28 protein-coding genes, 1 pseudogene and 2 riboswitches are annotated in these 26,775 nt (G+C 41.0%); of the genes and pseudogenes, 20 read left to right on the top strand and 9 right to left on the bottom strand.

Annotation, left to right across the window (positions count from 1 at the left end; translation table 11 throughout):
* Window positions 1-43: 43 nt before the first annotated feature.
* Window positions 44-391 (bottom strand): S-Ena type endospore appendage, encoded by a 348-nt coding sequence (locus AC6HZ4_RS15260; RefSeq protein WP_497490441.1) that lies wholly within the window; start codon window positions 389-391, stop codon window positions 44-46.
* Between the two features lie 236 nt (window positions 392-627).
* Between AC6HZ4_RS15260 and AC6HZ4_RS15255 the strand changes: the two genes are divergently transcribed.
* From AC6HZ4_RS15255 to AC6HZ4_RS15200, 12 genes are all read left to right on the top strand, one after another.
* Window positions 628-1,044 carry an S-Ena type endospore appendage gene (locus AC6HZ4_RS15255; protein WP_497490440.1) on the top strand — a complete coding sequence of 139 codons (417 nt, stop codon included), beginning with the start codon at window positions 628-630 and terminating at the stop codon, window positions 1,042-1,044.
* 184 nt (window positions 1,045-1,228) lie between these two features.
* Window positions 1,229-1,711 carry a ribonuclease E activity regulator RraA gene (gene rraA / locus AC6HZ4_RS15250; protein ID WP_497490439.1) on the top strand — a complete coding sequence of 161 codons (483 nt, stop codon included), beginning with the start codon at window positions 1,229-1,231 and terminating at the stop codon, window positions 1,709-1,711.
* A gap of 243 nt (window positions 1,712-1,954) precedes the next feature.
* Window positions 1,955-2,140, top strand: a riboswitch (cobalamin riboswitch).
* A 134-nt stretch (window positions 2,141-2,274) separates the two neighbouring features.
* The gene (locus AC6HZ4_RS15245; protein ID WP_497490437.1) at window positions 2,275-4,038 is read left to right on the top strand and encodes a DUF4430 domain-containing protein; all 1,764 of its coding nucleotides are present in this window, start codon (window positions 2,275-2,277) and stop codon (window positions 4,036-4,038) included.
* Window positions 4,039-4,105: 67 nt separating this feature from the next.
* Complete coding sequence (locus tag AC6HZ4_RS15240) at window positions 4,106-4,888, top strand: DUF4430 domain-containing protein (protein ID WP_497490436.1); 783 nt, start codon at window positions 4,106-4,108, stop codon at window positions 4,886-4,888.
* Window positions 4,889-4,893: 5 nt separating this feature from the next.
* Window positions 4,894-5,772, top strand: a complete 879-nt coding sequence (locus tag AC6HZ4_RS15235) for an energy-coupling factor transporter transmembrane component T (RefSeq protein WP_497490435.1) — start codon at window positions 4,894-4,896, stop codon at window positions 5,770-5,772.
* Entirely contained in the window at window positions 5,745-7,406 is a 1,662-nt protein-coding gene (locus AC6HZ4_RS15230) for an ABC transporter ATP-binding protein (RefSeq protein WP_497490434.1), read from the top strand. The genes AC6HZ4_RS15235 and AC6HZ4_RS15230 overlap by 28 nt, the downstream gene beginning before the upstream one ends.
* A complete protein-coding gene (locus AC6HZ4_RS15225; protein ID WP_497490433.1) occupies window positions 7,355-8,083 on the top strand; it encodes an ECF transporter S component in 729 nt (242 codons plus the stop codon). Before AC6HZ4_RS15230 ends, AC6HZ4_RS15225 begins: the two co-directional genes overlap by 52 nt.
* The gene (locus tag AC6HZ4_RS15220; protein ID WP_497490432.1) at window positions 8,080-8,328 is read left to right on the top strand and encodes a DUF2164 domain-containing protein; all 249 of its coding nucleotides are present in this window, start codon (window positions 8,080-8,082) and stop codon (window positions 8,326-8,328) included. The genes AC6HZ4_RS15225 and AC6HZ4_RS15220 overlap by 4 nt, the downstream gene beginning before the upstream one ends.
* 647 nt (window positions 8,329-8,975) lie before the next feature.
* Entirely contained in the window at window positions 8,976-9,722 is a 747-nt protein-coding gene (locus tag AC6HZ4_RS15215) for an SDR family NAD(P)-dependent oxidoreductase (RefSeq protein WP_497490431.1), read from the top strand.
* A 214-nt stretch (window positions 9,723-9,936) separates the two neighbouring features.
* Entirely contained in the window at window positions 9,937-10,656 is a 720-nt protein-coding gene (locus AC6HZ4_RS15210) for a YwiC-like family protein (RefSeq protein ID WP_497490430.1), read from the top strand.
* Window positions 10,657-11,002: 346 nt separating this feature from the next.
* Window positions 11,003-11,134 carry a hypothetical protein gene (locus AC6HZ4_RS15205; RefSeq protein WP_497490429.1) on the top strand — a complete coding sequence of 44 codons (132 nt, stop codon included), beginning with the start codon at window positions 11,003-11,005 and terminating at the stop codon, window positions 11,132-11,134.
* Window positions 11,135-11,470: 336 nt separating this feature from the next.
* A complete protein-coding gene (locus AC6HZ4_RS15200; RefSeq protein WP_497490427.1) occupies window positions 11,471-12,151 on the top strand; it encodes a DUF6944 family repetitive protein in 681 nt (226 codons plus the stop codon).
* A gap of 385 nt (window positions 12,152-12,536) precedes the next feature.
* On the opposite strand, the gene AC6HZ4_RS15195 is transcribed toward AC6HZ4_RS15200, so the two are convergent.
* Window positions 12,537-13,856 carry a serine hydrolase domain-containing protein gene (locus AC6HZ4_RS15195; RefSeq protein ID WP_497490426.1) on the bottom strand — a complete coding sequence of 440 codons (1,320 nt, stop codon included), beginning with the start codon at window positions 13,854-13,856 and terminating at the stop codon, window positions 12,537-12,539.
* Window positions 13,857-13,964: 108 nt separating this feature from the next.
* On the opposite strand from AC6HZ4_RS15195, the gene AC6HZ4_RS15190 reads away from it, so the two are divergent.
* Both AC6HZ4_RS15190 and AC6HZ4_RS15185 read left to right on the top strand, forming a co-directional pair.
* A complete protein-coding gene (locus tag AC6HZ4_RS15190; protein WP_497490425.1) occupies window positions 13,965-15,191 on the top strand; it encodes an MFS transporter in 1,227 nt (408 codons plus the stop codon).
* A 62-nt stretch (window positions 15,192-15,253) separates the two neighbouring features.
* A complete protein-coding gene (locus AC6HZ4_RS15185) occupies window positions 15,254-15,457 on the top strand; it encodes an NETI motif-containing protein (protein WP_497490424.1) in 204 nt (67 codons plus the stop codon).
* Window positions 15,458-15,480: 23 nt separating this feature from the next.
* Here AC6HZ4_RS15185 and AC6HZ4_RS15180 read toward each other — a convergent pair whose 3' ends face one another.
* Window positions 15,481-16,254 carry an SDR family NAD(P)-dependent oxidoreductase gene (locus tag AC6HZ4_RS15180; RefSeq protein WP_497490423.1) on the bottom strand — a complete coding sequence of 258 codons (774 nt, stop codon included), beginning with the start codon at window positions 16,252-16,254 and terminating at the stop codon, window positions 15,481-15,483.
* A 238-nt stretch (window positions 16,255-16,492) separates the two neighbouring features.
* On the opposite strand from AC6HZ4_RS15180, the gene AC6HZ4_RS15175 reads away from it, so the two are divergent.
* The 3 genes from AC6HZ4_RS15175 (at window position 16,493) to AC6HZ4_RS15165 (ending at window position 19,523) form a co-directional block, all read left to right on the top strand.
* Window positions 16,493-16,891 (top strand): hypothetical protein, encoded by a 399-nt coding sequence (locus AC6HZ4_RS15175; RefSeq protein ID WP_497490422.1) that lies wholly within the window; start codon window positions 16,493-16,495, stop codon window positions 16,889-16,891.
* Between the two features lie 361 nt (window positions 16,892-17,252).
* On the top strand, window positions 17,253-18,332 hold the full coding sequence (gene serC / locus AC6HZ4_RS15170) for a 3-phosphoserine/phosphohydroxythreonine transaminase (RefSeq protein WP_497490421.1): 1,080 nt from the start codon (window positions 17,253-17,255) through the stop codon (window positions 18,330-18,332).
* Window positions 18,333-18,344: 12 nt separating this feature from the next.
* Complete coding sequence (locus AC6HZ4_RS15165; protein ID WP_497490420.1) at window positions 18,345-19,523, top strand: phosphoglycerate dehydrogenase; 1,179 nt, start codon at window positions 18,345-18,347, stop codon at window positions 19,521-19,523.
* A 114-nt stretch (window positions 19,524-19,637) separates the two neighbouring features.
* Here AC6HZ4_RS15165 and AC6HZ4_RS15160 read toward each other — a convergent pair whose 3' ends face one another.
* Window positions 19,638-20,159: a DinB family protein gene (locus tag AC6HZ4_RS15160; protein WP_497490419.1), complete on the bottom strand. Its 522-nt coding sequence runs from the start codon at window positions 20,157-20,159 to the stop codon at window positions 19,638-19,640.
* Between the two features lie 74 nt (window positions 20,160-20,233).
* On the bottom strand, window positions 20,234-20,626 hold the full coding sequence (locus AC6HZ4_RS15155) for a VOC family protein (RefSeq protein ID WP_497490418.1): 393 nt from the start codon (window positions 20,624-20,626) through the stop codon (window positions 20,234-20,236).
* A gap of 459 nt (window positions 20,627-21,085) precedes the next feature.
* Here AC6HZ4_RS15155 and AC6HZ4_RS15150 point away from each other — a divergent pair, with 459 nt between their 5' ends.
* Window positions 21,086-22,252 (top strand): DHH family phosphoesterase, encoded by a 1,167-nt coding sequence (locus AC6HZ4_RS15150; RefSeq protein WP_497490417.1) that lies wholly within the window; start codon window positions 21,086-21,088, stop codon window positions 22,250-22,252.
* Window positions 22,253-22,349: 97 nt separating this feature from the next.
* Here the strand turns inward: AC6HZ4_RS15150 and AC6HZ4_RS15145 are convergent, their stop codons facing one another.
* From AC6HZ4_RS15145 to AC6HZ4_RS15130, 4 genes and pseudogenes are all read right to left on the bottom strand, one after another.
* Window positions 22,350-22,721, bottom strand: coding sequence for a YkvA family protein (locus tag AC6HZ4_RS15145; protein WP_497490415.1), 372 nt, complete (start codon window positions 22,719-22,721; stop codon window positions 22,350-22,352).
* 11 nt (window positions 22,722-22,732) lie between these two features.
* Window positions 22,733-22,876 carry a hypothetical protein gene (locus tag AC6HZ4_RS15140; RefSeq protein ID WP_497490414.1) on the bottom strand — a complete coding sequence of 48 codons (144 nt, stop codon included), beginning with the start codon at window positions 22,874-22,876 and terminating at the stop codon, window positions 22,733-22,735.
* Window positions 22,877-23,096: 220 nt separating this feature from the next.
* Window positions 23,097-23,480: a site-specific integrase gene (locus tag AC6HZ4_RS15135; protein ID WP_497495729.1), complete on the bottom strand. Its 384-nt coding sequence runs from the start codon at window positions 23,478-23,480 to the stop codon at window positions 23,097-23,099.
* A 996-nt stretch (window positions 23,481-24,476) separates the two neighbouring features.
* A pseudogene (locus tag AC6HZ4_RS15130) lies at window positions 24,477-25,052 on the bottom strand (exosporium leader peptide); the annotation flags it as partial.
* 50 nt (window positions 25,053-25,102) lie between these two features.
* A riboswitch (cyclic di-GMP riboswitch) is annotated at window positions 25,103-25,191 on the top strand.
* A gap of 37 nt (window positions 25,192-25,228) precedes the next feature.
* Here AC6HZ4_RS15130 and AC6HZ4_RS15125 point away from each other — a divergent pair.
* Window positions 25,229-25,504: an ArsR/SmtB family transcription factor gene (locus AC6HZ4_RS15125; protein ID WP_497490413.1), complete on the top strand. Its 276-nt coding sequence runs from the start codon at window positions 25,229-25,231 to the stop codon at window positions 25,502-25,504.
* Window positions 25,505-25,936: 432 nt separating this feature from the next.
* Complete coding sequence (locus AC6HZ4_RS15120) at window positions 25,937-26,104, top strand: hypothetical protein (protein WP_497490412.1); 168 nt, start codon at window positions 25,937-25,939, stop codon at window positions 26,102-26,104.
* Window positions 26,105-26,775 lie beyond the last annotated feature (671 nt).

Raw genomic sequence — 26,775 nt, 5'->3', positions numbered from 1 at the left:
CTAAAAAATCTGCACAATTTGTTTAAGAATTTTAAATCCTAAACTATGCAAGAACACGTTTATATAGAATGATACTCCATTTTCCACTAGCCCCAGCAGGTACTGTAAGAGAAAAATCAGTAGGTTGATCAACTGATTGAGAATCTGAATTTCCAGAGGTAGCACTTAAAGCACCTACTGGAGTAGATGTCATTGTTGCAGTTACTGGTGTAGCTATTGGACTGGAGGCTGAATTGAAAATTTCAAAAGTACCTGAAAAATAAGCGCCAGCAGGAGCAGACCACACTGTTGTTGTAGTAGCTGCTGCCGTTGAGTTATTAAAATTACCACAAATACTTTCTTGAAAAATCTGAGCAGGAGGACACATACAGCAATCCCCATTATTACACATTATATATCTCTTCTCCTTTCGGATGTTTTTTACCGTTTATAGAAGTTTGTACAATATCATTAAATGCATATCGATATGCTTTGTTAATGACATTCGTATATATTTTGTAAGAAAAATGGATGTCTTTAAAAAAATGACGTAATTTACTAATAAAAAAGAGGGAAAATGGAACATGTCAAAGGTTTTGAAATATTTTGTAGTATGAACGTAATTGATGAGGAGGGAGGAATAAGTGAATGTGTGCCAAAAAGAAATGTAAACCAGATCCTTTTTGTTTCGCGCTTCCATATTCATTCCCTCCTCCGCTTCCTGCTCCTTGTCCTCCGTATCCTCCCGTAGGTGATGTTGTAAGCAATAGCTTCAGCGGGAATATTTTATTGAACGATCCGGTTACAACTTTAGAAATTTGGAAAGGGGAAATTTCCAGAAAAGCTACGGTAACGATATCTGTGTTTAATAGTTCCTTAAGCACTTCAGTTATCAAAGTTACCATTACTCGAAACGATGGAAGCCCTGTTGAATTTGCTGTTCCTTCTGGAAATACACTTTCCGCAACTGTCGAGAATGCCAAATCGGTTACTGTTTCAAGGGAAGGTATGGGTATTGTGGAGGGGGAATACTGTTTAGAAGTATGTTTTGCCGTTTCTCTTTAGTGAAATCGGTCTGTTTTTTACTCATAAATTTGGTCACATTTACGCTCTGATAATCTCTCATTCCCATCTTCTTTCTATAATTATATAACTATCCGAAAGGCTCTGTTACTTATAGGAGGGATTCGGCATAAGGGCTCGAATATGTTATTATATTCGAATTTCAAGACTGGGAAGGTGACGAAACGTGACAGCGAAAACAGCAGATTTGTGTGATGCATACAGCGAATACATACAGATATGTGAGCCGATATTCCGATCTTATGGAAAGAAGAAATCCTTTTATGGGCCCATTGCTACACTAAAAGTGTTAGATGATAATGTACTTGTAAAGAAAGCATTGGAAACTTTGCCGGCGGGTACGGTTCTTGTTGTAGACGGTGGAGGCTCCACGCGCTGTGCGCTTCTCGGTGACAATTTGGCGGCTATCGCAGCATCACGACAGCTTGCTGGTATTATTATCAATGGTTGTGTAAGGGACGTTGCCGATTTGAAAGAAATTGGGATTGGCATTTTTGCACTTGCAAGTATTCCAAAAAAAAGCAAAAAAGAAGGCAAGGGGGAAGAAAATACACCTCTGTCATTCGGAGGAGTTGAATGGTATCCGAACCATTATGCATATGCGGATGAAGATGGTGTAATCGTTTCTGATCGTCTTTTAGTTGGATAGAAGAATGAAAGATAAGAAGTAGATGCGGAGCACTGCAATGGCAGTGTTCTTTTTTAACTCAGGATATACTCTGTAATAGAAGATAATTTGAAAGATCATAGCATTAGCTCACTTATGAGAGTCGCTTGTTGTTTCCTAATAAAAGAGTTGTTTTCTAGATTGTCTTTGCAATCGGTAAAGCCTATTTTAAAAATGTAATCGACAAATATAAGAAAAGATAGTAAAATGAAGAGCGAAATTTCGAATATTGTGACGAGTTTAGGTCGTAATGCTTCTATCATTGCGTTAATAGGGAAAGTTTGGTGAAAATCCAACGCGGTCCCGCCACTGTAAGTGAAGAGATCTTTTGCTGCGTGCCGCCGTTTTCAGGAAGGCGCAAAAGGTCAGCGATACACGAGTCAGGAGACCTGCCTAAGCTTGAACGCCAATAAACCTACGAGGCATAGGGAGGTGTTGTGCGCGGCAAAAGTCTAACGATTGGCATTCTGCCGAGCATTGCTTACGCATGCCCTGTAGAGAGGGCCTTTTTTTATGATTTTTTTTACAAGAGGGAGACAAGGTACATGAGACAGTTAAAAAAATGGATGATCGTATCTCTTACAGCGATGCTGCTGGTTGCTTTATCGTTTGTGAATACGGTACATACGGTATTTGCGGAAGCGTCAAATACGATCACTCTTGCGGTGGTTGGAGATGCGGAGCGAAAAGTGATTTTATGTCCGAAGGAAGTGACGGTGCAGCCAGATGAAACCGCTTTGGATGTGTTAAAGAGAGAATTTCCAAACGGTATCGTTACGGAGCAGTCATCTTACGGAGAGATGTTGATGGGGATTGATGGTCTTCTTTCTGGGGCAGAGAGTCCAAATCCAAACAGCTACTGGTCTTTTGAGGTGAATGGAGAAGCTGCATCTGTCGGGGCTGATGCATACAAGGTACAGAGCGGTGATGTTGTTGCATTTCGTTATGTAACAGATTGGAATGTAGGATTAGGGGGGAAAACCCTCGAGGAAAGCATTGCGGAGCTTGGTGGATGCGAAGAGCAAAGTGAACCAACTCCTACAAATCCAGATGAACCTGGACAAACGGATCCAACGGACGGCACTCCAGATGAGCCGGGACAGACAGATCCAACGGACGGTACTGGACAAACTGATGAAGAGCCTGCACCTGTTTTCATGGAAAGTGTTAATAAGACAATTGATAGTGCAGTGCATTTTATGCTAAGCAGAGATCTGCAAAGTGACTGGGAAGTAATCGGGGTATTACAATCTGGAGCGAATGTTTCTGATGAAGCGAAAGCAGCTTACTTGAAATCGTTAGAAGATCGTGTGAATACAAGTGCACGACTGAACAATACGACACTTGCAAGAACAATTTTAGCAATTAATGCACTTGGAGCAGATCCTACTAATTTCGCAGGGCAAAACCTAGTTTCTAAGCTTTACAATGATGCGACAGTGGGTGCTATTAATTCGTATGTATCCGCGCTGCTTGCATTGGACAGCAGAGATTACGAGATTCCAAGCGATGCAAAATGGACGCGCGATGGATTAATTTCAGAGATTTTGAAGGAGCAGCACACTGATGGCGGTTGGTCGTTCGGCGGTGAAGCAGGCGATCCGGATATGACGGGTATGACGTTAACAGCGCTGGCTCCTTATAAAGATCGTGAGGAAGTAAAAACAGCAATTGACAATGCAGTAGCTCTATTAGAAAGGCTACAAACATCAAATGGCGGATACGAGTCTGATGGAGCAGAGGATGCTAACAGTGCAGCACAAGTATTAACAGGTTTATCTGCAGTTGGTGTGGATCCGGCTGGAAGCAAGTTTACGAAGGATGGCCATACTCTCGTTCAAAATCTACAATCCTTCCAATTGTCAGATGGAAGCTTTAAATGGAAAAGTACAGGTACAGAAAGCGATTCTATTGCATCAGAGCAAGCTTTGTATGCCTTTGTCCAATATAAATTTTATACAGAGGGAAAAGGCTCTATTTTCCATTGGACAGGCAAACCGGTTTCTGTCGATAATGGAAGCGGCGAAGATGCAGCTGGCCAGCCTGCAGATGACGTAGCAACTGAAAGCCCGAACACGAGAGAGGAAGCTGCAACGTCGACAGAAACTAACACGGCTACACAAGAAACTATTACGGTGTCGTCACCAACAACTACAACTGCAGAACCTGTATCAGCAGAATCGGCTTCGAAGAATCAGCAGCTGCCGGATACGGCTATGTTTGGAACAGAAACAGTTGTGACAACTGCGGCAGGCGCAGCGCTTATGGTTGCAGGCGTGATTCTTTGGAGAAGAAAAAGAGCCGCATAATTTTATAACTAACTTGATTAGGAGCAAGCATTTGCTCCTAATTGCTTTTAGAAAGGTGCGTGAATATATGAGGCATATAAAATGGTTTTTTTCTATTATAGCTGTGCTCATTCTTTTGACAGGCTGCTCTGAGAAGTCTGCAACAAGCGGAAAAGAGGAGAAGGAGACAGCTGTTGATGCTCCAGCTGCTACGGAACAAGCCCAAACAGAGGAAACTCAGCAGGCAGAGCAAGCTTCTGCAGGGACAACCGAGCAGCCGGCTGAGCAGTCTGAAGAAGGCAATTCGACAGAGAATACGAACAAAGCAGCTTCCTCAAATGCAACAGCTTCCTCAAATGCAGCGTCTTCTACAAACCAGACGCAGGAGAGTAGTAAACCAGCAGCATCTGCACAAACGGTTGTTTCTCAACCTCCCAAAGAGGCAGCAGCATCCCAATCTTCTCAAGTATCAGCAGCGCCAGCTCCAGCTGCTGCACCATCACCAGCTGCATCCCAACCACAGCAGGAGCAAAAGCCAGAAACAGCTGTGGTTACTCTTTCGATACGGGATAACCAAACAACAATCCTTTCCAAAACAACGGTTGAACTGCAGGAGGGGGATACAGTGTTTACTGTACTGGCGCGTACGATGAAGAAAAAGGGAATTCAAATGGAATATACGGGGTCTGGTCAGAGCGTGTATGTGCAGGGCATTAATAACTTGTACGAAATGGACCGCGGGCCGAAAAGCGGCTGGAGATATTATGTCAATGGAGCATTAGCTAATAAAAGCGCCGGTGTGTTTAAGTTAACTAAGGGTGATAAAGTAGAATGGCGATATACAGATGACTACACAAAGGGCGGTCAGTGATAGCGATGAAGTCAGCTTTCTCCTCTGTGCATCCAATTGTCAGTCTTCTGTATTTTATAGGAGTTGCTGTTATGAGCATGACGCTTCTTCATCCCGTGTTTCTAGCTACTTCGGTTTGCTTACTGCTGCTTTTAAACGTACTGCAGGGCAGCAGTGTACTCATGAAAAAAATGATCATGGCATCAATCGGCATGGCAGTCATTGTGGCAGCAGCTAACCCGTTGTTTACGCATCGGGGGAGCACCATGCTGTTTTATTTGTTTGATAATCCGGTGACACTTGAAGCGGTTGTGTATGGCATTACGATGGCGCTTTCGTTTTTAACGATTTCCTTCGCGTTCATTTCATACAATGCGACGATTTCAAGCCATAAGTTTCTCTACTTATTTTCACGTATTTCCCCGAAGGCAGCGCTTTTAACGATGATTGCGATTCGATTTGTTCCTTTGTTTTTAAGTAGGCTGTCTCATATTACGCTCGTTCAAAAAACGAAAGGCGTACAAGTCGAAACGGGTTCGCTTCGAAACAGAGCACAAAATGGAATAAAACTATTGTCCGTGCTGCTTGTTTGTTCGTTGGAGGAAGCGCTGCAAACAGCTGATTCTATGCAGGCGCGCGGCTTTGGCACAACAAAACGAAGCACGTACATTCGGTATCGTATGACCCGAAGGGATTGGATGCTGCTTTCGGTCTTAACCGTTCTCCTGCTTGTATGTCTTGCAGGAACGATATTCGGGGCCGGAGTTTTATTGATTTATCCAAAAGTGGAGACGCTTGCTTTTCAAACGACAGACGGCGTGTTATATGCCGCCTTTTGTTTGTATATAAGCGTTCCTATTATAATAGAAGGAAGGGAGTGGGCATGGTGGCATATGCAGAAATAAAGCAGCTTTCTTTTCAATATGCAAATGAAGAACGCCTGGCCTTATCCTCTGTATCGTTAGCAGTTGAGCAAGGGGAGTTTGTTGTATTGGCTGGTCGATCCGGCTGTGGTAAAACAACACTGCTAAAGCATTTCAAAAAGGAATTGCAGCCTATTGGTATGCGGACTGGAGCGGTGTTTTACAACCAAATGCAATTAGCAGATGTACCGAATATAACATCTGCACAGGAAATTGGGATGGTATTCCAAAACCCGGAAAATCAGCTTGTAATGGATACAGTAATACAAGAGCTCGCATTTTCGCTTGAGAACGTAGGCTGTAGTGCGGCTGTGATTCAAAAGCGGATTGCGGAGCTTATTAGCTTTCTTGGTTTTCAGGATTTGCTGCATCGATCTGTCCATACGCTGTCAGGAGGACAAAAACAGCTTGTGAATTTAGCTGCTGTTCTTATTTTGCAGCCGAAGCTGCTTTTGTTAGATGAACCGACAGCCCAGCTTGATCCGATTGCGGCGAAGGAATTTTTAACATTGCTGAAACGTATTCACGAGGAGCTCGGCATGACGATTATTGTCAGTGAGCATCGTTTGGATGATGTACTTCCCCTAGCGGACCGTCTTGTGTTTATGGACGGAGGAAGCATCATTTGCAAGGGAGCTCCAAAGGAAGTAGTGGCGCAGCTATGGGCACAAGAACCATTTCGTTTGTATATCCCGCAAATCCCGCGTTTGTTTTTGGAATGGGGGAGCGAATCTGTTCCATTTACCGTACGCGAGGGTCAAAAGATTCTTCCGCTTCTCGAGAAGGCTTCACATTCGTTTCAGGAAGCTAACCATCGACAAGGGAAAGAATTGCTTCGGGCACAATCAATAACGTTTCAGTATGAAAAAAATGGAGTGTGCATTTTGGAGGATTTGTCCTTTTCTGTTCAGCAGGGTGAATGGACTGCTCTTGTCGGGAAAAATGGTACAGGGAAATCCACGCTTTTAACAGTGCTGGCAGGATTGCAAAAGTGCAGAAGAGGGAAAGTATTCTTTGATGGCGAACGTATTGATAAGATTCCCCCAGCAGAGCGATACGCGCAGATCGGTTATGTTTCACAGCAACCCTACTACCATTTTACACATGATACTGTTTGGGAGGAGCTATATAGCCGTGCTCAGGAATTAGGCTATGAACAGCCTGAAAAAGCGGCCGGGGAAATGATGGAGCGCTTTTCTCTCTCGTTTCTAAGAGACCGTCATCCGCACGATTGCAGCGGCGGGGAACAGCAGCTTATTGCTATTTGTACAGTACTTCTTTCTAAGCCGCGCTTGCTTCTTTTAGATGAACCGACAAAAGGGCTCGATCCTGAAAAGAAAGAGCAGCTTGGAAGACTGTTCTGGCAGCTGCAGCAGGACGGTACAACTATTTTGATGGCAACGCATGATGTGGAGTTTGCAGCAAGATTTGTCAATCGATGTGTGCTTTTATTTGACGGGCAAATTATCGCTGAGGATACACCGCGCCACTTTTTCAGCGAAAACTTTTTTTATACAACAGCGGTAAATCGTCTCGTTCGCAAACAGCTGCCAAAGGCACTAACATGGGAGGATGTGGTACAGTCGTGTCCAAGTGGTCTTCTCGCTTCATCATAGTTGTTGTTCTCGTTTTTGCAGGGGTTCTCGTCTTTTCCTCCTTTGTTACAGATCGTTATTTTTTGTGGCTAAGCTTATTTCTTCTTATCCTTGCGATGCTGCCGTTTTATATTCGGTTTGAAAGAAAGGCATTTGCCTCAAGGGAAATTGTTCTTATTGCGGTTCTCGCTGCGCTTGCCGCTGTTAGCCGCGTACCGTTCGCGCCGCTTCCAAGTGTACAGCCGACCTCCTTCGTTATTATCGTATCAGCTATTGTCCTTGGAAAAGAGGCTGGCTTTCTTATCGGAGCAACTGCTGCTCTTGTATCCAATTTGTTTTTGGGGCAAGGACCATGGACGCTTTGGCAGATGTTTTCCTGGGGATTAATGGGACTTACTGCAGGATTATTGGGCCAGACGTTTGTATTGCAAAATAAGTGGGGACGCATGCTGTTTGGATTTGTATGGGGTTTTTTATTTGGATGGATTATGAATCTTTCTTTTTTACTTACATTTTTGCAAGAAATCACATGGGTCACCTTTTTCGGTACTTATGCCGCCAGTGTGTATTTTGATTTGGCACATGCGCTTTCGAATGTCTTTTTTCTTGGCTTATTCGGTACGCAATGGATTAAGGTGCTAACTCGTTTTAAAGGAAAGTATGGTTTATTAAATGGCGGGAAGGAGCGGGTTATATGATTCCGATAAAACTAACACGTGATCAGAAGGAAGTACTCATTCAAGGATTGCAAGATTATTTTCAAATGGAAGGGTTTGAAGCAATCGGTAATTTGCAGGCAGAGAGCTTGCTTGATTTCTTTCTACAGGAGGCGGGACCGTATGTGTATAATCGCGCGGTCGAGGATGCCAGAAATATAGTGTTAGAGCGAATGCAGGCTGTGGAGGATGATTTATACACATTGCAGCGGCCTGTGCATCGTTAGTCCGAAAGACGGAGGGCCTCTCCGTCTTTTTTGTGTTTTAAGAAAGTGTAATTAACCTTTACAAGGCTTGGCGTTAGCCAAGTTTTCTTTATAAACAAAAAAAGACCACTCAGCCATAGAAACTAAGCGGCAAAAATGATTAGGGATTCAAAGGAACGCGTTCCTTACAAGATGATTATATAGGTATGTTATGGAAATTACATAGAGTTTGTAAGAAAATCTAACATTGTTTTTTGTAGGGAAATAAGAGTTATTCTAAATCCCTCCTATCATTGTATGTGTTTTTATGTTAGTAAAACGGTATGCTGTATTTTACTAGTTTTAGCAGAATGAATGGAGCACCAGTCAAAAAAAAAAAGACCGCTTAGCAAGGCGAGCTAAGCGGCAAAAAATATGGTCATGATCATAGATTGTGAAGAGGAATACCTTCTTTGCTATTATAAGATAAGATAGCACTTTTGGAAGGTTTGTTGTCAGGAAATCTAACGGTGTTTTTAGGAGGAAAAGGGGCAATTGTATTATTTGTTGTCATTCAGTATTTTTTCTTGAGCGGGTACAATAGGTGTATCTGTCAGTGTCTATCACGTGTTTCCATCTATTACTAGGGAGGCATATCATTTACTGAAATAGGGAAAGGGAGTTGTACGATGGATTATACAAATAAGGTTGTTATGATAACGGGGGCAGCAAATGGGATTGGCAAAGCAATTAGTGGGATGTATGCCGAAGCAGGGGCCATCGTGATTCTAGTTGATAAAGATGGAGAAGCAGGGGAGCGGACGGCTGTTTTCTATCGAGAGCAAGGATATCAAGCTTATTTTTATCAGGTTGATTTGCAAGGTGTCGCTAACATTACTCAGCTGTTTACTTCCGTTCAGAGCGAGCATGGAAAAGTAGATGTGTTAATTAATAATGCTGGTCTCAGTAAATTCAAACCATTTCTAGAGCTGACAGAAGACGAGTGGGATGAGGTGCTTCATGTGAATTTACGTGCATTAGTATTCGCATCTCAAGAGTTCGCAAAGCGAAATAGAGGAAGCTCTTACGGCCGCATCATTAATATTGCATCAACGCGTGCCTTCATGTCTGAGCCCCATTCGGAGGCATATGCTGCTTCAAAAGGAGGTATCGTAGCGGTCACGCATGCGCTTGCCTTATCTTTGGCGGAAGAGAATATTACAGTCAATTGTATTAGTCCTGGTTGGATTCAAACAACAGATTACGAGGAGCTGCGTGTGCAGGATCATGAACAGCATCCATCGCGCCGTGTTGGCAAACCCGAGGATGTTGCGCGTACTTGTTTATTTTTAACAGATGAACAAAATGATTTTATCAATGGAGAAAATATTATCCTTGATGGGGGGATGACGAAGAAGATGATTTACGAAGAATAAATTCTCCATTCAATGCATATGGATATATCGTGTAGAGTCGCGACTACATATTTTTTAGTTTGCCTCTATTGCACTTCTTGCAAAAGAAGTGCTTTTTTTGCTGGGCATTGTTTATGTACAGACATAAAATCTTCATTTTCTGCAGGACGGGATATTATATCTTGGTGATATAATGAAGATGTATAAAACGAAATGACTTGAGGTGGCAGTCCACATGAAACCGATTATCCCGAACCAGCATGGAGCTTGGGCTATGTTATTCATCCCGTTTATTATCGGCATCGCTGCTGGAAGTCCTACATTATATCACCTTCCTTTACTGCTCGCATGGTTATTTGTGTATTTAGGCACATATCCGCTTCTTATGTATATCAAACAAAGACGTAAGAAGCACCTGCTGCAATGGGCTCTTATTTATTTTGCAGCAGGTGCTATTTTCGGCAGTGTTTCGCTTATGCATGAATGGCGAATTATATATGCAGCGGCCATAATACTTCCAATGTTTCTCGTGAATGTATATTTTGCAATGACCAAGAATGATCGGGCACTGCTAAATGATGTAGCAGCTATTATTACGTTTTCATCTGGCGGTGTGATGAGTTATTACTTCGGAGCGGGTATTCTTAACCAACCAGCGTGGTGGATTTTTGCTTTATGCTTCTGTTATTTTATGGGGAGTACATTTTATGTAAAAACGATGCTGCGTGAGAAGCATAACCCAATCTATCAAATTGTTTCATGGAGCTATCATGCATTGTTAGTCATAGGGATGGTTATGATTTCTCCCGCGCTAACTATTGCATTCGTACCAAGTCTTGTGCGGGCTATTTTATTTTATGGAAAGAATATGCCTGTCTTAAAGGTCGGCACTTTAGAAGTTGTGAACTCTGTCTACTTCTTCTTTATAATTTTGCTTATGGTGAACAAGCTGTAAATAGACACCTTCTTGCTCGAATGAGCAGGGAGGTGTTTTCTTTTCCTTTAAGGAACTATAAATGCCCAGATAGAAAGTAATACGGCGTAGTAGCTGGATTTTGGGTATAAAGTATAAGAGTTGGCTGTCTCCAATCTTTACAAGGCTTGGTGCTAGCCAAGTTTTCTTTAGAAGAAAGAGTGATTTTTGGGGGCTTTGTCTAGCTCCCGCGGTCTGCTCATATCCCTATAATAGCCTTGTTTGCCGGAGAACATCTTCGCTCAGGAGCAAAGACAGGCTGCGAGAGCTTTTCTTATCACAAATCCTTGGGCCTCTTCATATGATGTGCACAGGAGGATGACAAAATATGAGGAAGCGTAAGAGCAATGTAAGCATCACATGTTATGCTGCGATTCGTGAGTATAGAAAAAAAGGACGAAAGCATCTTTCGCAGGAAACATCCAGGCTGTTGAAGATGCTGAAACACCTCTATTCATAAAAACACCCGATTTCCGTTTGGGAATCGGGTGTTTTTAGAAAGTATAGCCTTTGGGAACAAAGGCTGGGCCTTACTTCTGCGATGAAATTTGAGCAGTGTTGTTGCATGGCTGAAGTGCACTCTCGACAGCGCGAAGAGATTGCTCAATACATTGGCGATTCCCAGACTCTTCTACTGTTTGCAGTGCAGCTTTTTGCTTGTGTTAGGGCATCGTATGAATCCTGAACGAGACCAGACATCTTGCTTTTTTATATGAGTTACATATGCAGCGTAAAATCAGTTTACTGATGCTGGGAGATCTAGTTGAACATAATTTAGATTGATTGGTGGATGAAAATGGATAATCACTCCAAAGAAATTGTAGGATCATTGCTAGCAGCTGTAGGTACAATTATTGCCGCCATTGGGAATACACCATTAAGTTTTATAAAAAGTGATTTGCGATATAGTCTAGATTTATGGGGAAATATTTTACAAGCAACTGGAAATGCATTAGAGGCTGATGGACAAGGAAATATATCCCTTGAAACGATTGGGAATGAGCTTCAATCTATTGGGAATGTTACTGTAATTGCCGGGATAGTTATTAAATTCGAAAAAGAAACAGAACAGAAATTAATCATTACTGGAAACTGGTTACAAGCTTTAGGTGGACTTGTCAATGTAGCAGATGAATTTGAGGACAACACGCCTGCAGGCATGGCAGAAAATATTATAGGAAACTTATTACAATCTATAGGTAATTCACTCCAGGCCATAGGAGGAGTATATGAGCTAGAAGAGGATAACAACAAAGATAAAAATCATGAAAATAGTCAATTATTAACAGATAGCAGAAATTGGATGCAGGCGCAAACTATAGGAAAAGTGTATAAATCAGAAAATAATTACATCAATCATACAGAAGGTCAATTATTAACAGTTAGTGGAAGTTGGATACAAGCGATTGGATCTGTAATTTCAGTAATTGGACAAATAAAAGAAGAGACCCAAGAAAAGCAGTTAGAAAGCCAGTAGAGACGAAAGAGATGTCGTTTCGTTCAGCCTATTCATTGGCTCAACCAAGACCTTGCCTTTGGCAAGGAGTGAACGGTTTAGAAATCTATACTTTTCATACTGTATCGGTAGATTTATATAGATTTTTAAGACCAGGAGCGGCGATTCTATGTACTGAAAATATCAGGAGACAGGAAGCGAGTATTTCGAGCAGTATTGATAAATAGAAAAAGAAAAGACTGCATAAGGCAGTCTAACAAAATGGTGCTAGGTGTGTAGTGTTCATTTAAATAAAAAAGGCACCTTCGCCAAAAGGTGCCGGCTGTTTTGGTCAAAAAAGACTCGCTCTTTGACAAGGTATAGATTATCATGGCTGCATTTGCTTGTCAAAAGGAAATGTGTGGGGTCATGCTTTGTGCTGCAGGCGGTGAGCCAGCTTCATGTATACATCGGTGAAGGTGTGATGAATGCTGAGAGTATGATTAGCGTTTGAAGAAAAGTGAACAATTACCATATTTGCTATGGGATCAATGTATAGCCGCTGCCCATAGCTGCCTGTGATTTCAAATGCTTCATGCTTGTTATGTGTAAGCCACCATTGGTTATGGTATGAATAGCCGGGCTTGCTTATGCTTGCTTTACTGTTTCGGAATGCACGAGTAGGGCTGCTATTTTGGATTTCCTTTACAACTGATTGAGGGATGATTTGTTTTCCTCTATATAACCCGTTATATATTATCATTTCACCAAAGCGCAGCATATCGCGGGGAGCAACGTTTAAACCTGCACTTGCTTGTTCTGTCCCGGCAGCATCGCTTACGTAATAGGCATCCTCCTCTGCACCGAGCTTAGACCAAATTCGCTCGCTTACTTCTTCGGATAATGACCGTCCTGCAATGCGCTTAATGATCCATCCGAGTGTTTCTGTACATCCATTGTTATAGGAGAAAGCTATGCCAGGAGATTGGACTTCTTTTGCTTCTTGCAGCATGTCATATATCGTTTTTGGTGCGTCATTCGCTTGCGCACGCTGCAGCAGCCCAGATGCTAAATACAATTGTGCATCTTGATTTGATAAGCCATCTTGTTTAAATCCATGGGTCGGGAAGCGTGCAGATACCTCCATATCCATGAGTTGCTGCATGGTTGCGTTTCCAAAGGCTGTTCCTTTTAGTTCTGGGATATATTCATCAGCTGTTTGGTTTAGTGCAATTTTCCCTTCTTCGGCTAGCATACTGATAATGAGACCGGTAAATGCTTTGGAGAGCGAGGCGGTAGCGTGCCGCTGATGGGGCTGCACGCCGTTTCCATATCTTTCGTATACAACCTTTCCCTGATGCATAACGAGAAAAGCATCCGTTTTTGTTTTGTCCAGCAATGCTGTAAGAGGTATCATCTTACCTGTTTCGTCCTGCACAGGCAAGCTATCCAAAGGCTGCAGTTTTGCTGGAAGCGGCACCGTCTGATCCTGTCCGCGCCATACGGGCTTTGTTTGAATAAGCTCTTGCATATGCAGCAGTGACCAGCGAATATATGGATCCTTCAGCCAATTTTCTTTTGTTGCTGTATGAGTCAAAGGAGAAGGAGAGTCGTTTATGGTTAGAAGAGCGCTTTGGACAATTGGTATTTCCTTGTTTGCTTCTTGATATGTGGAGCTTTGGGAGCAGCTGTTAACGAGCAGGATTGCGGCCGCTGTTATAGAGGCTGTAAACAAGCTTTGTTTCATCACCTTTCCTCCATTTCCCAAAGATATGGATTAGTATGAGCAAGTTTCCAATATTCAATCGCTTGTAAGCTATTTTTTTTGCTGTGCAAATGAAAAACTCTCTGTATAATGATAAGGTTGAATGTAGTCATAGGAGTGAGAGAGTTTTTGAATAAAGAAACAACATATTCCTTTTGGGCTATTATTAGTGCAGTAGCAATTTCGGGTTTATCACAAGGCATGCTTTTGCCGACAATTGCAATGATTTTTGAAAAACAAGGCGTAAGCTCAAGCTTTAACGGATTTCATGCAGCGTCCCTATACATCGGAATTTTACTCGTTTCTCCATTCTTGGAACGTCCAATGCGCCGTATTGGTATGAAGCCGATTATGATAACAGGCGGATTTCTGGTGATTGCTTCGCTTTTTTTCTTTACGCAAACCTATTCGGTATTTATTTGGTTTGTACTTCGCTTGTTCATTGGCATTGGAGATCACATGCTGCATGTCGGAACACAAACGTGGATTACAACAACCTCGGTAGCTAGCAAGGTTGGAAAGTGTGTGTCTATTTACGGGGTATTCTATGGTATTGGCTTTGCGATAGGTCCGTGCCTAACAAGTACAGTTCAATATGGCCTGACAGTGCCGTTCATCATTTCATCGGCGCTTTGTCTCATTAGCTGGCTTTTACTGCTGCCAGTTCAAAATGCATTCCCTGAGCAGGACAAAGAGCAGGAGGGAGATTCATCAATTAATCGGTATAAAAAGGTTCTCTCCTATGCGTGGATTGCGCTATTAGCTCCCTTTGTATACGGCTTGCTTGAAGCGATGCTTAACAGCAATTTACCGGTTTATGCCATAAGGAAAGGACTGACTGTACAAGAAATCTCCTTTTTACTGCCTGTATTTGCAATTGGGGGGATTCTTACACAGGTTCCGCTAGGCATTTTAAGCGATCGCTTCGGAAGGGGCAGTGTTTTAACGTGGATTTTTATTTGCAGTTCTGTTGTGTTTCTTTTTGCTGCACTGTTTGAGGGTTATTATTGGGTATTGTTTATGCTGATTTTACTAGCTGGAATGGTTATCGGTTCTTGTTTTTCGCTTGGGATTGGTTATATGACGGATCTGCTGCCGAAATACTTGCTGCCAGCTGGAAATATTTTATGCGGTATTGCGTTTAGTCTTGGCAGCATTACGGGACCTGTATTAGGAGGTCTTTTCATTGAAAATGTGCAGCGGATAAGCTTTTTTATTTGTATCACGCTTTTACTTGGGTTGGTATCTTTGCTTTATATCATACAAGCAAGAAGAATGGGAGAAGATGTACGAGCGAAAAAGGCGAAGAGTTTTTGAATGATGTCCCTTCTTCATGAAATGAAAAAGAAGAGGAAAGCTAAGAAAAGGGGGTGAGCCATTTGCAAGCACTGCCAAAAAAGAAAAAATTTGAAGTACTGCCGGATGAATCGATATCTGGCTGTATTGCAAGAATGGAGCGGGAAGGATATGTCCCGGCGCGACGTACAGAGGAGCCGATTTTTCAGGAAGTGGAACGAAACGGAGAGATGGTCATAGAGCCGTGCGGGAGAAAAATTATGTTTGAAGGAAAGCTAAAAAGCTAGGGGGAACTCCCTAGCTTTTTACACTAAAATCCGTGAATCGTCATTCCCCCGTCAACAAACAATGTTTGGCCGGTAATGTAGCTCGCTGCATCCGAGGCGAGGAAAACAGCTGGACCGACGAGTTCTGGAAGCTGACCAACCCGTTTGAGCGGTGTGACAGATAAAATATCATTTACATATACTTCATCCTGAAGCAATTTCTCTGTAAGCGGTGTTTCAAAGTACCAAGGTCCAATTGCATTTACTTGAATATTATGCTTGCCCCATTCAAAGGCAAGCACCTTTGTCATTTGTATAAGAGCTGCTTTGGTAGAGGCATATACTACACCTGTGCGAAGAGCTACTTGTCCGGCTACAGAAGAGATATTAATAATTTTTCCTCCTGTACCTTGTTCCTTCATTATACGCCCTGTCTCCTGCGAAACGATAAATGCAGACTTTAGGTTCGTATCCATAATCGTTTGCCACTCTTCATCTGTGACATCAAAAGCAGGTGTGCGAATGTTCATGCCAGCATTGTTCACAACAATATGTATAGCTCCGGCAGCCTGTGCAGCTTCTGACACAGCCTGCGCTACTTCCTCCCGCTTTGTTACATCACATGGAAGGATATATGCTTTTTGCCCGAATTCTTCAATACGGGCTGCTGTTTCTTCTAGATGCTCCCTTGTTCGCGACAGCAGCACTACATCAGCGCCAGCTTCAGCAAAGCCAATGCTAATTGCCCTTCCAATTCCGCGTCCTGCTCCTGTAACGAGGACAATTTTCCCTTGTAAGCTAAAAGATGGTAAAAACATCGCTATACTCCTCCTTGGAATATTTTGTATCCGAATTATAGCACAGTTTATTCTGAGAGAAACTACCCTTATATTACATTGGGTTGACGTAATATAACAAAGGTGTATATTTTTTAGAGAAATTCTACTGGATTCTTGCAGGATGATAATGCATCCGGAACGAAACAGTGATAAAATGTTTGTAAGCGTTTTTCTATCATTCGCTCAGATGCATAACCTACAGACAGGGGGAAAACACATGTCCGAAACTTTTCAATTAAACAATCTGCTCACAGAAGAGGAAAACCAAGCATTTATGCAAGCTATTGGCGACGCTGTGATGCAGGCAATTAAAACAGGAGATTCTGTTTTTGTTTCCTTTCCTGGATACGATTTAGTTATGATGGTTGTGCAGGAAGACTTTTCGATTCAAAGTTCATTATTTTTGTTGTCACATTGTGTAAAGACAGAGGATGGACAACTGCAGCTTCCAATGCCGCCGCTGTATGCAGGCCGCCGTCATATTATGAATGTGGAGGATTTTGAAGGGTATTATAATGAGGAGGCAGTAAATCAGTTAGAGCCAAAGGTCGGGCAAGCACTGTTTCTAATTATGAACCTTTTGCGAACAATTCAATTAGGATCTGGTATATACTAAAAAGACCAGCTGCGAGTAGCTGGTTTTTTAGCGTGATTTGTTGCAAAAGAGATAAGTGGAAAGAAAATATACATATATATCAATGGATTACGGGGGAATTTATAAAAGATGTAGATTAGGATACTGCACTTTCGTGTTTTATAGAGGATAGTAAGAAGAGAATTAGGTATATTAAAATAATAAAATGGAATGATCTGTTAACTATTCCGTGTAGTATAAAGGTAATTGCAAACGATTCCATTGCGTGTTGGCGAAAAAGTTCGGAATTCATTGACCGAAATAGCTTTTGTAAGGTATAATTCAGAAAGTTTAAAAAATACGAAAACTCGACAGTTGTCTAGATGAAGGGGGAGGGAATGGTATGGAAAGAGTGTATAACTTTTCTGCCGGTCCATCGATGTTGCCGCTTCCTGTATTGGAAAAAGCGCAAAAAGAATTAATTTCATTCGGAAGCACTGGTATGTCCGTAATGGAAATGAGCCACCGTTCCGGTGTATACCAAAATATTGTAACGGAAGCAGAGACTCTTTTAAGAGAGTTGATGAATATTCCTGAAAATTATAAGGTGTTGTTTTTGCAAGGCGGTGCTTCCCTGCAATTTTCCATGGTTCCGCTGAACTTGTTCCGTAACAAAAAGGCTGACTATGTAAATACAGGATCTTGGTCGAAAAAAGCGGCTTCTGAAGCAAAGAAATATGGTGAGGTTCGTATTGTAGCATCCTCTGAACAGGATCGTTTTACGAACATTCCAGAACTGCATCGTTCTATGTTTGACCCTGAGGCTGACTATGTTCATATTACGACGAATAACACGATTGAAGGAACGTGTTATGCAGAAATTCCAGATACGGGTCATGTACCGCTCGTTGCGGATATGTCGTCTAATATTTTGTCTGAAGTATATGATGTATCCAAGTTTGGCGTGATTTATGCAGGGGCACAAAAAAATATTGGTCCTGCAGGTGTAACCGTCGTAATCATCCGTGAAGATTTAATTGGTCATGCACCAGCGTTCTGCCCGACAATGCTTGACTATAAAATACATGCAGATAGCGAATCAATGTATAATACACCTCCAACGTTTGCAATTTACATGGCCAAGCTTGTATTCGAATGGTTAAAGGATCTTGGCGGTATTGCTGCAATGGAGAAAATCAATCGTGAAAAAGCGAAGCTGCTGTATGACTTCTTAGATGAGTCTGAAATGTTTCAATCGCCTGTTGCACCAAAATATCGTTCCCTTATGAACATTCCATTTACAAGTCCTTCAGCGGAGTTGGATAAAAAGTTTGTTCAAGAAGCAAAGGCAGCTGGTTTAGAAACATTGAAGGGTCACCGCTCTGTTGGTGGTATGCGTGCGAGCATTTATAACGCGATGCCTGTAGAAGGAGTTCAAAAGCTAGTGGCATTTATGAAGGAATTCGAACGGAACAATCGATAGGGGGATTTTCTCGTGTTTAAGATTCAAACGCTAAACAATATCGCTTCCTGCGGTCTGGATATATTTTCTAGTGAACGGTATACGATTGAAAAAGAGTGCGAGTCACCAGACGGCATCCTTCTTCGCAGCTATTATATGCATGACATGGAATTGCCAGAAAATCTAAAGGCAATTGCGCGTGCAGGTGCGGGCGTTAATAATATTCCGGTAGATGCTTGCACGGAAAAAGGAATTGTTGTATTCAATACGCCTGGTGCAAATGCAAATGCGGTAAAGGAAATCGTACTCGCAAGCATGCTTTTAGCATCCCGCAATTTATTAGAGGGCGTATCTTGGGCAAGATCATTGCAAGGACAGGGTGATGTTGTACCGAAGCTTGTAGAAGCCGGCAAAAAAGAATATGTTGGCAGAGAAATTAAAGGTAAAAAGCTTGGAATTATCGGTCTTGGCGCCATTGGAGCATTGGTTGCAAACGATGCGTTGTCATTAGATATGGAAGTAATCGGATATGATCCGTATGTATCCGTAGAAACAGCATGGAGATTATCTCGCCAAGTACAGCGCGCTTTAAGCATCGAGCAAATTTTCTCGACATGTGACTTTATCACAATTCACGTTCCGCTTACAGAGCAAACAAAGGGAAGCATTAACGCACAGGCATTCAGCTTAATGAAAAAAGGCGTTTGTCTCATGAACTTCTCACGCGGTGAGCTTGTAAATGAAGAAGATTTAAGAGCGGCATTGGAAGAAGGAATTGTCGGTTCTTATGTAACAGACTTCCCGAACGAGAATGTTCTTGGCATGAAAAATGTAATCCCAATCCCTCATCTTGGCGCATCCACGCTAGAGTCTGAGGAGAACTGTGCAATCATGGCAGCAAAACAAATGCGCGATTATTTAGAAACAGGAAATGTGAAAAACTCCGTAAACTACCCGAATGTAGAGCTTCCTTACTTCGGACAAAAGCGTATTACAGTTGCGCATAAAAATGTTCCAAACATGGTTGGACAAATGACTGCTGCTTTAGCTGAGCACGGTATTAACATTGCTGATATGATTAACCGCAGCAAAGGCGGCTATGCTTACACAATTATCGATATTGATAACGGTGTTGATGCAAAAATCAAAGAGGATATCGCAAATAGAATCCGCAGCATTGAAGGTGTAGCTGCAGTTCGTATTTTCCAATAAAATTTTCAAGACAAAGTCCATATAGATGGATTTTGTCTTGTTTCTTTACAGAAAAATAAGCTTACTGAACAGGTGGATTACCAGCCGTTCGGTTAGCTTATCTTTCTTTTTTTCTTATATTTGTAAATATCTTTCCTGCAGAATTGTTTTATGGTGGAGCGCATGTCCAGCAATAATATAAGCAAGTGCACGCGCAGTCACAGGACCGCCGTTTGCTGTTCCGCCTCTTGTCCACGCTTCTTCGGGGAGGATACGAAGAAGTGAAATAGTCGCATGTCGCACAGCGGAAAAATCATCTAGCAGCTGCTGCATAGAGAGACGTTCATAAGAAGCATGTTTTACATATACATTTTCATCAAAGCCAGCCAAATCTGTCGTATCGCCGCGCCCAATCCGCAAAAGACGATAGCTCATAATGCGTTCGGTATCCGTTATATGACCAAGTACTTCCTTTATGCTCCATTTTCCTTGAGCATAGCGATAGCCGCTTTGTTCCTCTGAAATCGTACCTAGCAATGTTATGATTTCTTCAGCTTGACGTGTCAGTAAGGAACAAAAATCCCCTTCTGAAATAACATCTACATACTTTTGGTAATACGGCACATATTCTTCTTTTCTAGGTTTTTGAATTATCATGATTCTCTCCCTCTCTAATGATTCAAGTTTATATCACGAGCATTAGGTTATTATAGTGGAAAATGTCTTTAGGCTTATCGATCTGTCTCAAAAAATTCAATCCATTCCCCATCAGGACCCGCAAAGAAGAAATAACGTGAACCGTCTGGGAGTGTTTCTATTTCGTCTGTTAATAAAAATGTTATATCAAGTTGTTTTAAGCGCTCTTTTTCTTCTTCTAAACGATCCACCTTAAAGCAAATATGATGTACCTTTCCTTCTGCTGGAAGATGGTCGTTATAGCCCTGAATAAGCTCGACAATTGTTTCTTCTGCTCCTTCTACACCAAGAAAAGCAAGATTTAAGTCTGGATTGGGATGACCAAGATGCTTAATCAGCTTCAGTCCAACAATATTTTCATAAAATGAAATCGATTTTTCAAGATTCTGTACCATAATGCCAATATGTTCGATGCGCCTAATAGCCAAAAATTTCACTTCCTCTCCTACTATAAATTCCCACTTTTTTAATCATACTATGCTTTCGTATATTTGTCGAAATATTCTTAATTCAAAACCGCTGCTTACTAATAAAGCGGCTGTCACTAAAAGTAATCTTATAGGTGAATATGTGTAAAAAGTATGAATTGACAGAATATAGGTTATATGGTATTTTTAAGTCGTTTCTAATAAACAATACAGGCTGCTATGTTGTTTCAGTATGGGACAAGCAGCATTTATACGATTTTTCGTTTGATTTGAAGTTCCTATAAGTGATGGAGTTCTTGAGGTACATGCCCCCGCTGGCATGTACCTTTTCTTTTGAGAAAGAGCAGAGTTATAATAATGTAGCAAGAAAACTATATTACACTAGGTGATGGTCCTTATCTGTATTGATATTCCAACTGACTGTAAACCATACTAAGGAAAAAATAAGGAGATGAACTCATGTACCATGTATACTCTCATAACGATCTAGACGGTATCGGATGCGGCATTGTGGCAAAGCTGGCATTTGGAAACGAGATTGAGGTACGCTATAACTCAATTGCTGCATTGAATGATCGAGTGAGTCGTTTTTTAGAAACGGCTCAGTTAGAAGACCATTTATTTATTACAGATTTGTCTGTAAGTGAGGAAAACGAAGCGAAAATAAGCGAATTTGTACATAGGGGAGGAAAGGTGAGACTGTTAGATCATCATAAAACAGCCTTGCATTTAAACAAGCATGAATGGGCAGCTGTACAGGTGAAGTGTGAGGATGATAGATTGGCATGTGCGACTTCACTGTTTTATGAGTTTTTAGTGAATCAAGGCTTTTTGCAGCCATCACCTGCTGCTGATGAATTTGTAGATCTCGTACGTCAATACGACACCTGGGAGTGGGAAAGGAATAATAATTTAAAAGCAAAGATGCTTAACGACCTCCTTTATTTGCTCTCGATAGAAGAGTTCGAAGAAAAGATGGTTGATCGTCTAAAGGATGCTGAAGCATTTCAGTTTGATGATTTTGAAGAAAAGCTGTTAGAGATGGAGCAGGAAAAAATTAAAAGATATGTGCGTAAGAAAAAACGTGAGCTTGTACAAACAACGATTAATGATCTTTGCGTTGGAATCGTGCATGCTGAATCATATCATTCAGAACTTGGCAATGAATTAGGAAAGGAGTATGAGCATTTAGATTACATTGCGATTATAAATATGGGAGCAAAGAAAGTCGGATTTCGTACTATTCATGATAGCGTGGATGTTTCTGAGATTGCTGGTGCTTTTGGCGGCGGTGGTCATGTAAAGGCATCTGGTTGCCCTCTTACTGAAGAGGCATTCCGTGTATATGTTACAAACATATTCCATTTGCCTGCTTTAAAGGAAGATGCATCTAAAAATACATGTAATCTAAAACGGTCTGAGCATGGTTCACTGTACCAAAATCATGGAAATGAATTGATTTTCATTCACCCTATAAATGAAAAATGGGGAGTTATTCATCAAGAAAACAAATTGGAGCAGAAGTTTCCTTCCTTTGAAGCGGCAGAACACTTTGTAAAGCGACGCTATACTTGTTGGTTGGCGGATGATGAGAAATTTGTTAATTATGTTCCTGTAAACAAATAGTATAAAGAAAATATAGAATTAGAGCATAGTTTCATTAGCTTGAGACGATATACGGAGACATAATGGCACCCCCTCTCCAGCAGGAAAGGGGATGCCATTATAGAAATAAGCGCACTAACATGGTTACGAGTATAATCCAAATGAAGATGATACATACTGCAGCAAACCAATTTTTTGGCTTCTTTCCAGTTGGCTCCTTTTCGAGCTGCCTGCGGCAGTCCTCTAACACTTGAGAAGGAATAAGCCTTAATGCAATATATACCCCAAGGGGAACGAGAATTAAATCGTCAACATAGCCAAGTACAGGAATGAAATCAGGAATCAAATCAATTGGACTAAACGCATATGCAACTACGAGTATTGTAAATGCTTTGGCGTAAAACGGAACACGTTTGTCCCGATAAGCTAAATATAAAAGGCGAAGTTCACTTTTTAATCTTTTTGCCCATAGTCGAATACGTTGTAGCATAGGAAAGTGTATCATTCCCTTTCAGTTGTTTTTGCTTTACGTTTTACAGATAAACCATAGGCAAGCGTTTCATTTGGCGTAGTAAGCCGAAAGCCGGTTACATAATCTAGTTTTACCTTGCTTCCTAGATAGTCCTTTGCAAAGGAGCTTGCCAAAATTACGAGTTCGCCTTTTTTGAATATAATATCATCATGTTGTAACTCATCCAGAGTTAAGTCGATATCGACGACGGCGCTTCAGCCACCGCCTGGTTTAATGTCGATACGCAGGCAAAATGGCTCTATATCAAGCATTTTGAGCTGCGCTTCTGCTGATTCGGTAAGAATCACTTCCATAAAAATTCCTCCTTTTTTTAATTTGCTAACCAAACTACTTTTATTTTACCTGTTTCAAGATCATTTGTTCAAATTTTTGAGCTGCTTCATCCTGCATATGAGGTACCACATGGCTGTACGTGTTGAGTGTAATTGTTATATTTGTGTGTCCTAAACGCTCGGATACCACCTTTGGGTTGACACCTGCTTGTAAGAGTAAGGTCGCATGTGTATGACGTAAATCATGAAAGCGAATCACGGGCAACTCAGTACTTTTTACGAGTTTATTAAACCATTGTGAAAGGTGGGGATAAACTATGCTAGAAAGCATTTTAGAAAACTCAATGGTCGAATTTAACCGATCTAGTTTGGTTAATTTAGTTCTGAGCATTGATTGCGAAGATGTCCGACCAATCTCTTTTTGTGTCTTCAAAATTTCTTTCATAGTTTTAGCGTGGTTTTCTTGCTCTTTTGATAATTTTTTTCTTAAATTCGTTATGTTTGCTTTTGCTCTTCGGATATTACTTCGAGTTGTTGAAATAGACACTTATATTACCTCCTATGAAATATAAGTTCTGTTTATAGTTAAAAAGAAAAAGCCTTAAAAGGCTGGATTTTACAAACGTATTCTTTAGTTTTGGGCCTGTAATAACTTATTATTTAATTTTGGTATTCTTCATTTGTCATAATTACTTCATCCTATCTGTTTGTTGCTGTATAGAAAACACGCTGTTTAGCGTGTTTTCTTATGTTGTTTATTCATGCTGTGTGCCGCATTTCTATAGATTACTAGCTGTCCAATTATTTGGTGATAGTCTTACTAAATAATCGTTTTGAAGAAAAAGGGGAGAGCGAATCGCTTTCCCTAGAAATGATGTAATGAGTCAAATAAATGAGTTAGTAATATATGAGATGGATAGAAGGATAGTGATATATAACATCTACGGAAGAACCGTGATGTACAAGATAGATAGAAGGGGCAGGAAGATGGTGTACAGGATGTGCAGGAGGATAATAATGTACGAGCTGCGGGGACGGGGAGTGTGATACAGGATGATGGTACAACGGTAGCTGGTGAAGTCCATGAAGTGTCTCCTGTACGGAGGTATAGGTAATGGCTCCTCCGGTACCGAACTGTCGGGGGATTATCATAATAACTTGTTTCTCTCCCTTTTTTTAGAGTAGTTGGTTTTTCTCTTACATGTTATGTCTATATACGCAGCAAAGAGCTTATCTATTGGAGTAGATTATTGACCTTGTGTGTCTATGCTAAAAAGTATTTAGATAAGACCAAAATCCGATTTTGAAGTAAATGGATGGTTCCGATAGAAGATTCGGAGCTGACGGGAGTGAAAAAATAAACCGACTTCCCTTAATGTAGGAAAGTCGGATTTTACTAATTATAACAGTCTAACTCCTCTTGAGAGGAACTAAGTTCTTTTTAAGCAGGTCCCACAGTTCCCGCTAGTTTAGCTGCTATTCTATCTAATGCTTCTTGTACTGTTGTCGGAGGGGGAGCTACCCAATCTCCGGGATTAGAAGGTGTATAGGCTAGTTCAAAAGCATCATCAACTCTCACTAAAGATGTATTAGTTCCTACAAGAGTTACTCGAGAACGAATAGGTATCGAATCAACTGTTGCTCTCACTCTTGTAATAACGTTATTAACACCATTAACAATTAATCTTCCCGAATTAGGAAAGGGATTAAAAATGTTCTCTGTAATAGCAAAACTGGTTAAATTCAAAGGATCGATTGGAACATGACCGGATTGAACATTAATAATAACATTCCCATTTATTCCCCCGCCCACTAAGTTAACTTGAGCATCCGTAGTTGCCTGGGAATTAATGGTGATATTCCCACTAGAGACAAATGAAGCAAACATTACCATGTTAATTCCATTTTGAGTGTAACCAGCTGATAGCATTGAATCGCGAATATTGACTTGATTAACTGAAGTAGTTAAAGCTGTGAAGACTGGGGTAGAAGTTATATTAACACTAACAAAATATAATAAATTTCTAATATTTTTCTCTATACTAAGACCAAATAAAAAATTATAATTATTTTCAATGGCAAACCTTGTGAAAACTTGGGACGCAAAGCTTTAGGGGCTAAAATAGTAAATGCTATCAAGCTAGCCAGCTGCCGTTCACGGGAAAGAAAAATTAGAGGAGTGAATGTATATTTATGAATATTGAAGAATTTAAAGATGGCGCAGAAATGTTAAGGGTAGTAGCCCATCCTACTCGACTCGCACTTGTAAAATTCATGATTGAAAATGGACCGGTAAATGTAACTTCTCTTTACGAGGAACTCGATATGCCACAAAGCACAATTAGCCAGCACCTATCGAAATTGAAGGCTGTAAGTGTTGTGTCAGGCACACGTAAAGGATTGGAGATTTATTACGAGGTAAAGGACGAGCGAGTAGAAACAATCCTTAATGCACTAATCAGTGCTTAAGTATTATCTATTAATAAATGAATTCTTTAGAGGCGAATCGCTACGGCGGTTCGCTTTTTATTTTACTTTACAAATCTTACAAACTTTACGCTTTTTACGTTTTTTGAAACAAGAAGAACAAGAATTGTATAATCGAAGTGTGTATTCGATACATGGACAAGCGGTAGCGGAAAATGCTGTTTGTTTACTGTGAATCACATGAAGAATGGATTTTATCATAATCCATAACCAATTCTTCGGAAAATGCTTCTTGAGTGGAGAGTCGGTACCTCTTCCGTTTTGTTGAGCTATTTCCTGTGAGGTGGCTGAATGAAGCGAAAGATTTGCTCCCTTTTATGCATACCGCTTGCCGATTGGCGAGGGGTTTTTACATTTTAATACAAGGATATCGTTTTCTTTTGTCGAAATGTAAGGTAAAAGGAGATGATAAATATGATACAAACGAAGGTAGTAAAGTCCACAAGTTCAAGTGGTTTGGAGAGCAAAATTAACGGAGCTTTAAGAGAAATAGCGCCTCGGGAAGTTATTGACATAAAAGTTGCTGGATCATTTAACGGCAAAGAGGAGAGTTTTATTGCAGTAGTAATGTATAAAGCGTAAATAGCATCCTCCGTGGTCATCGCCATCAACTTTAGTATATCGCGTCCGATGCCTCAGGCATCGGACGCGTTTTGTTACTGGACATGAGTAAAATCTTGTATTTTGGGCATACTCAAATACAGCTTCCTTCTGGCGCATTTTATGCGGCGGCAGGAAGCTGAAAGGATGTGGAGTCTAAAATACGAATTCTCTTAAAACAATTCGTGATTGAAATGACTGGACTAACCTTTTGCCGGAAAGCATGAAGAAACAACTTCTTTAGAAATTGTACAGTACGGTCATTCCAACGCTTATTCAGTGCTTCGGCAGATATACAGATACCCAGTAGCTTCATTCAACCGGGTACAAAGACGAACTAAGGATTCAGAACTGACAGTCTGACCGAGAAAGATACACAAAGAAACAAGATCTTGTGCTCGAAATTTTCGTTCTCATTGAATCATACCTGTTTGATGTGCGAGTTTCTGTAAATGTGTAATGGAGAATTTTCTTCGGAATTCTTCGCAGAGTATGCGTAACTCTTCAGCTAGTGTGCACTTGTTTGTAGACATAAATTGGGCCACCCTTCCATGCAGTACTGCATGGAAGGGTGGCCCAATTTTATACGTTTTATGCATTTCCTTAAGTTGATGGCGATGGCTGTATAGCTCTCTTTTTTATTTTGAAGGGAG

This window comes from Ectobacillus sp. OTK (assembly GCF_059698935.1).
Note: the sequence above shows the minus strand (reverse complement) of the source record. Positions and strands in the feature narration are given on the sequence as shown.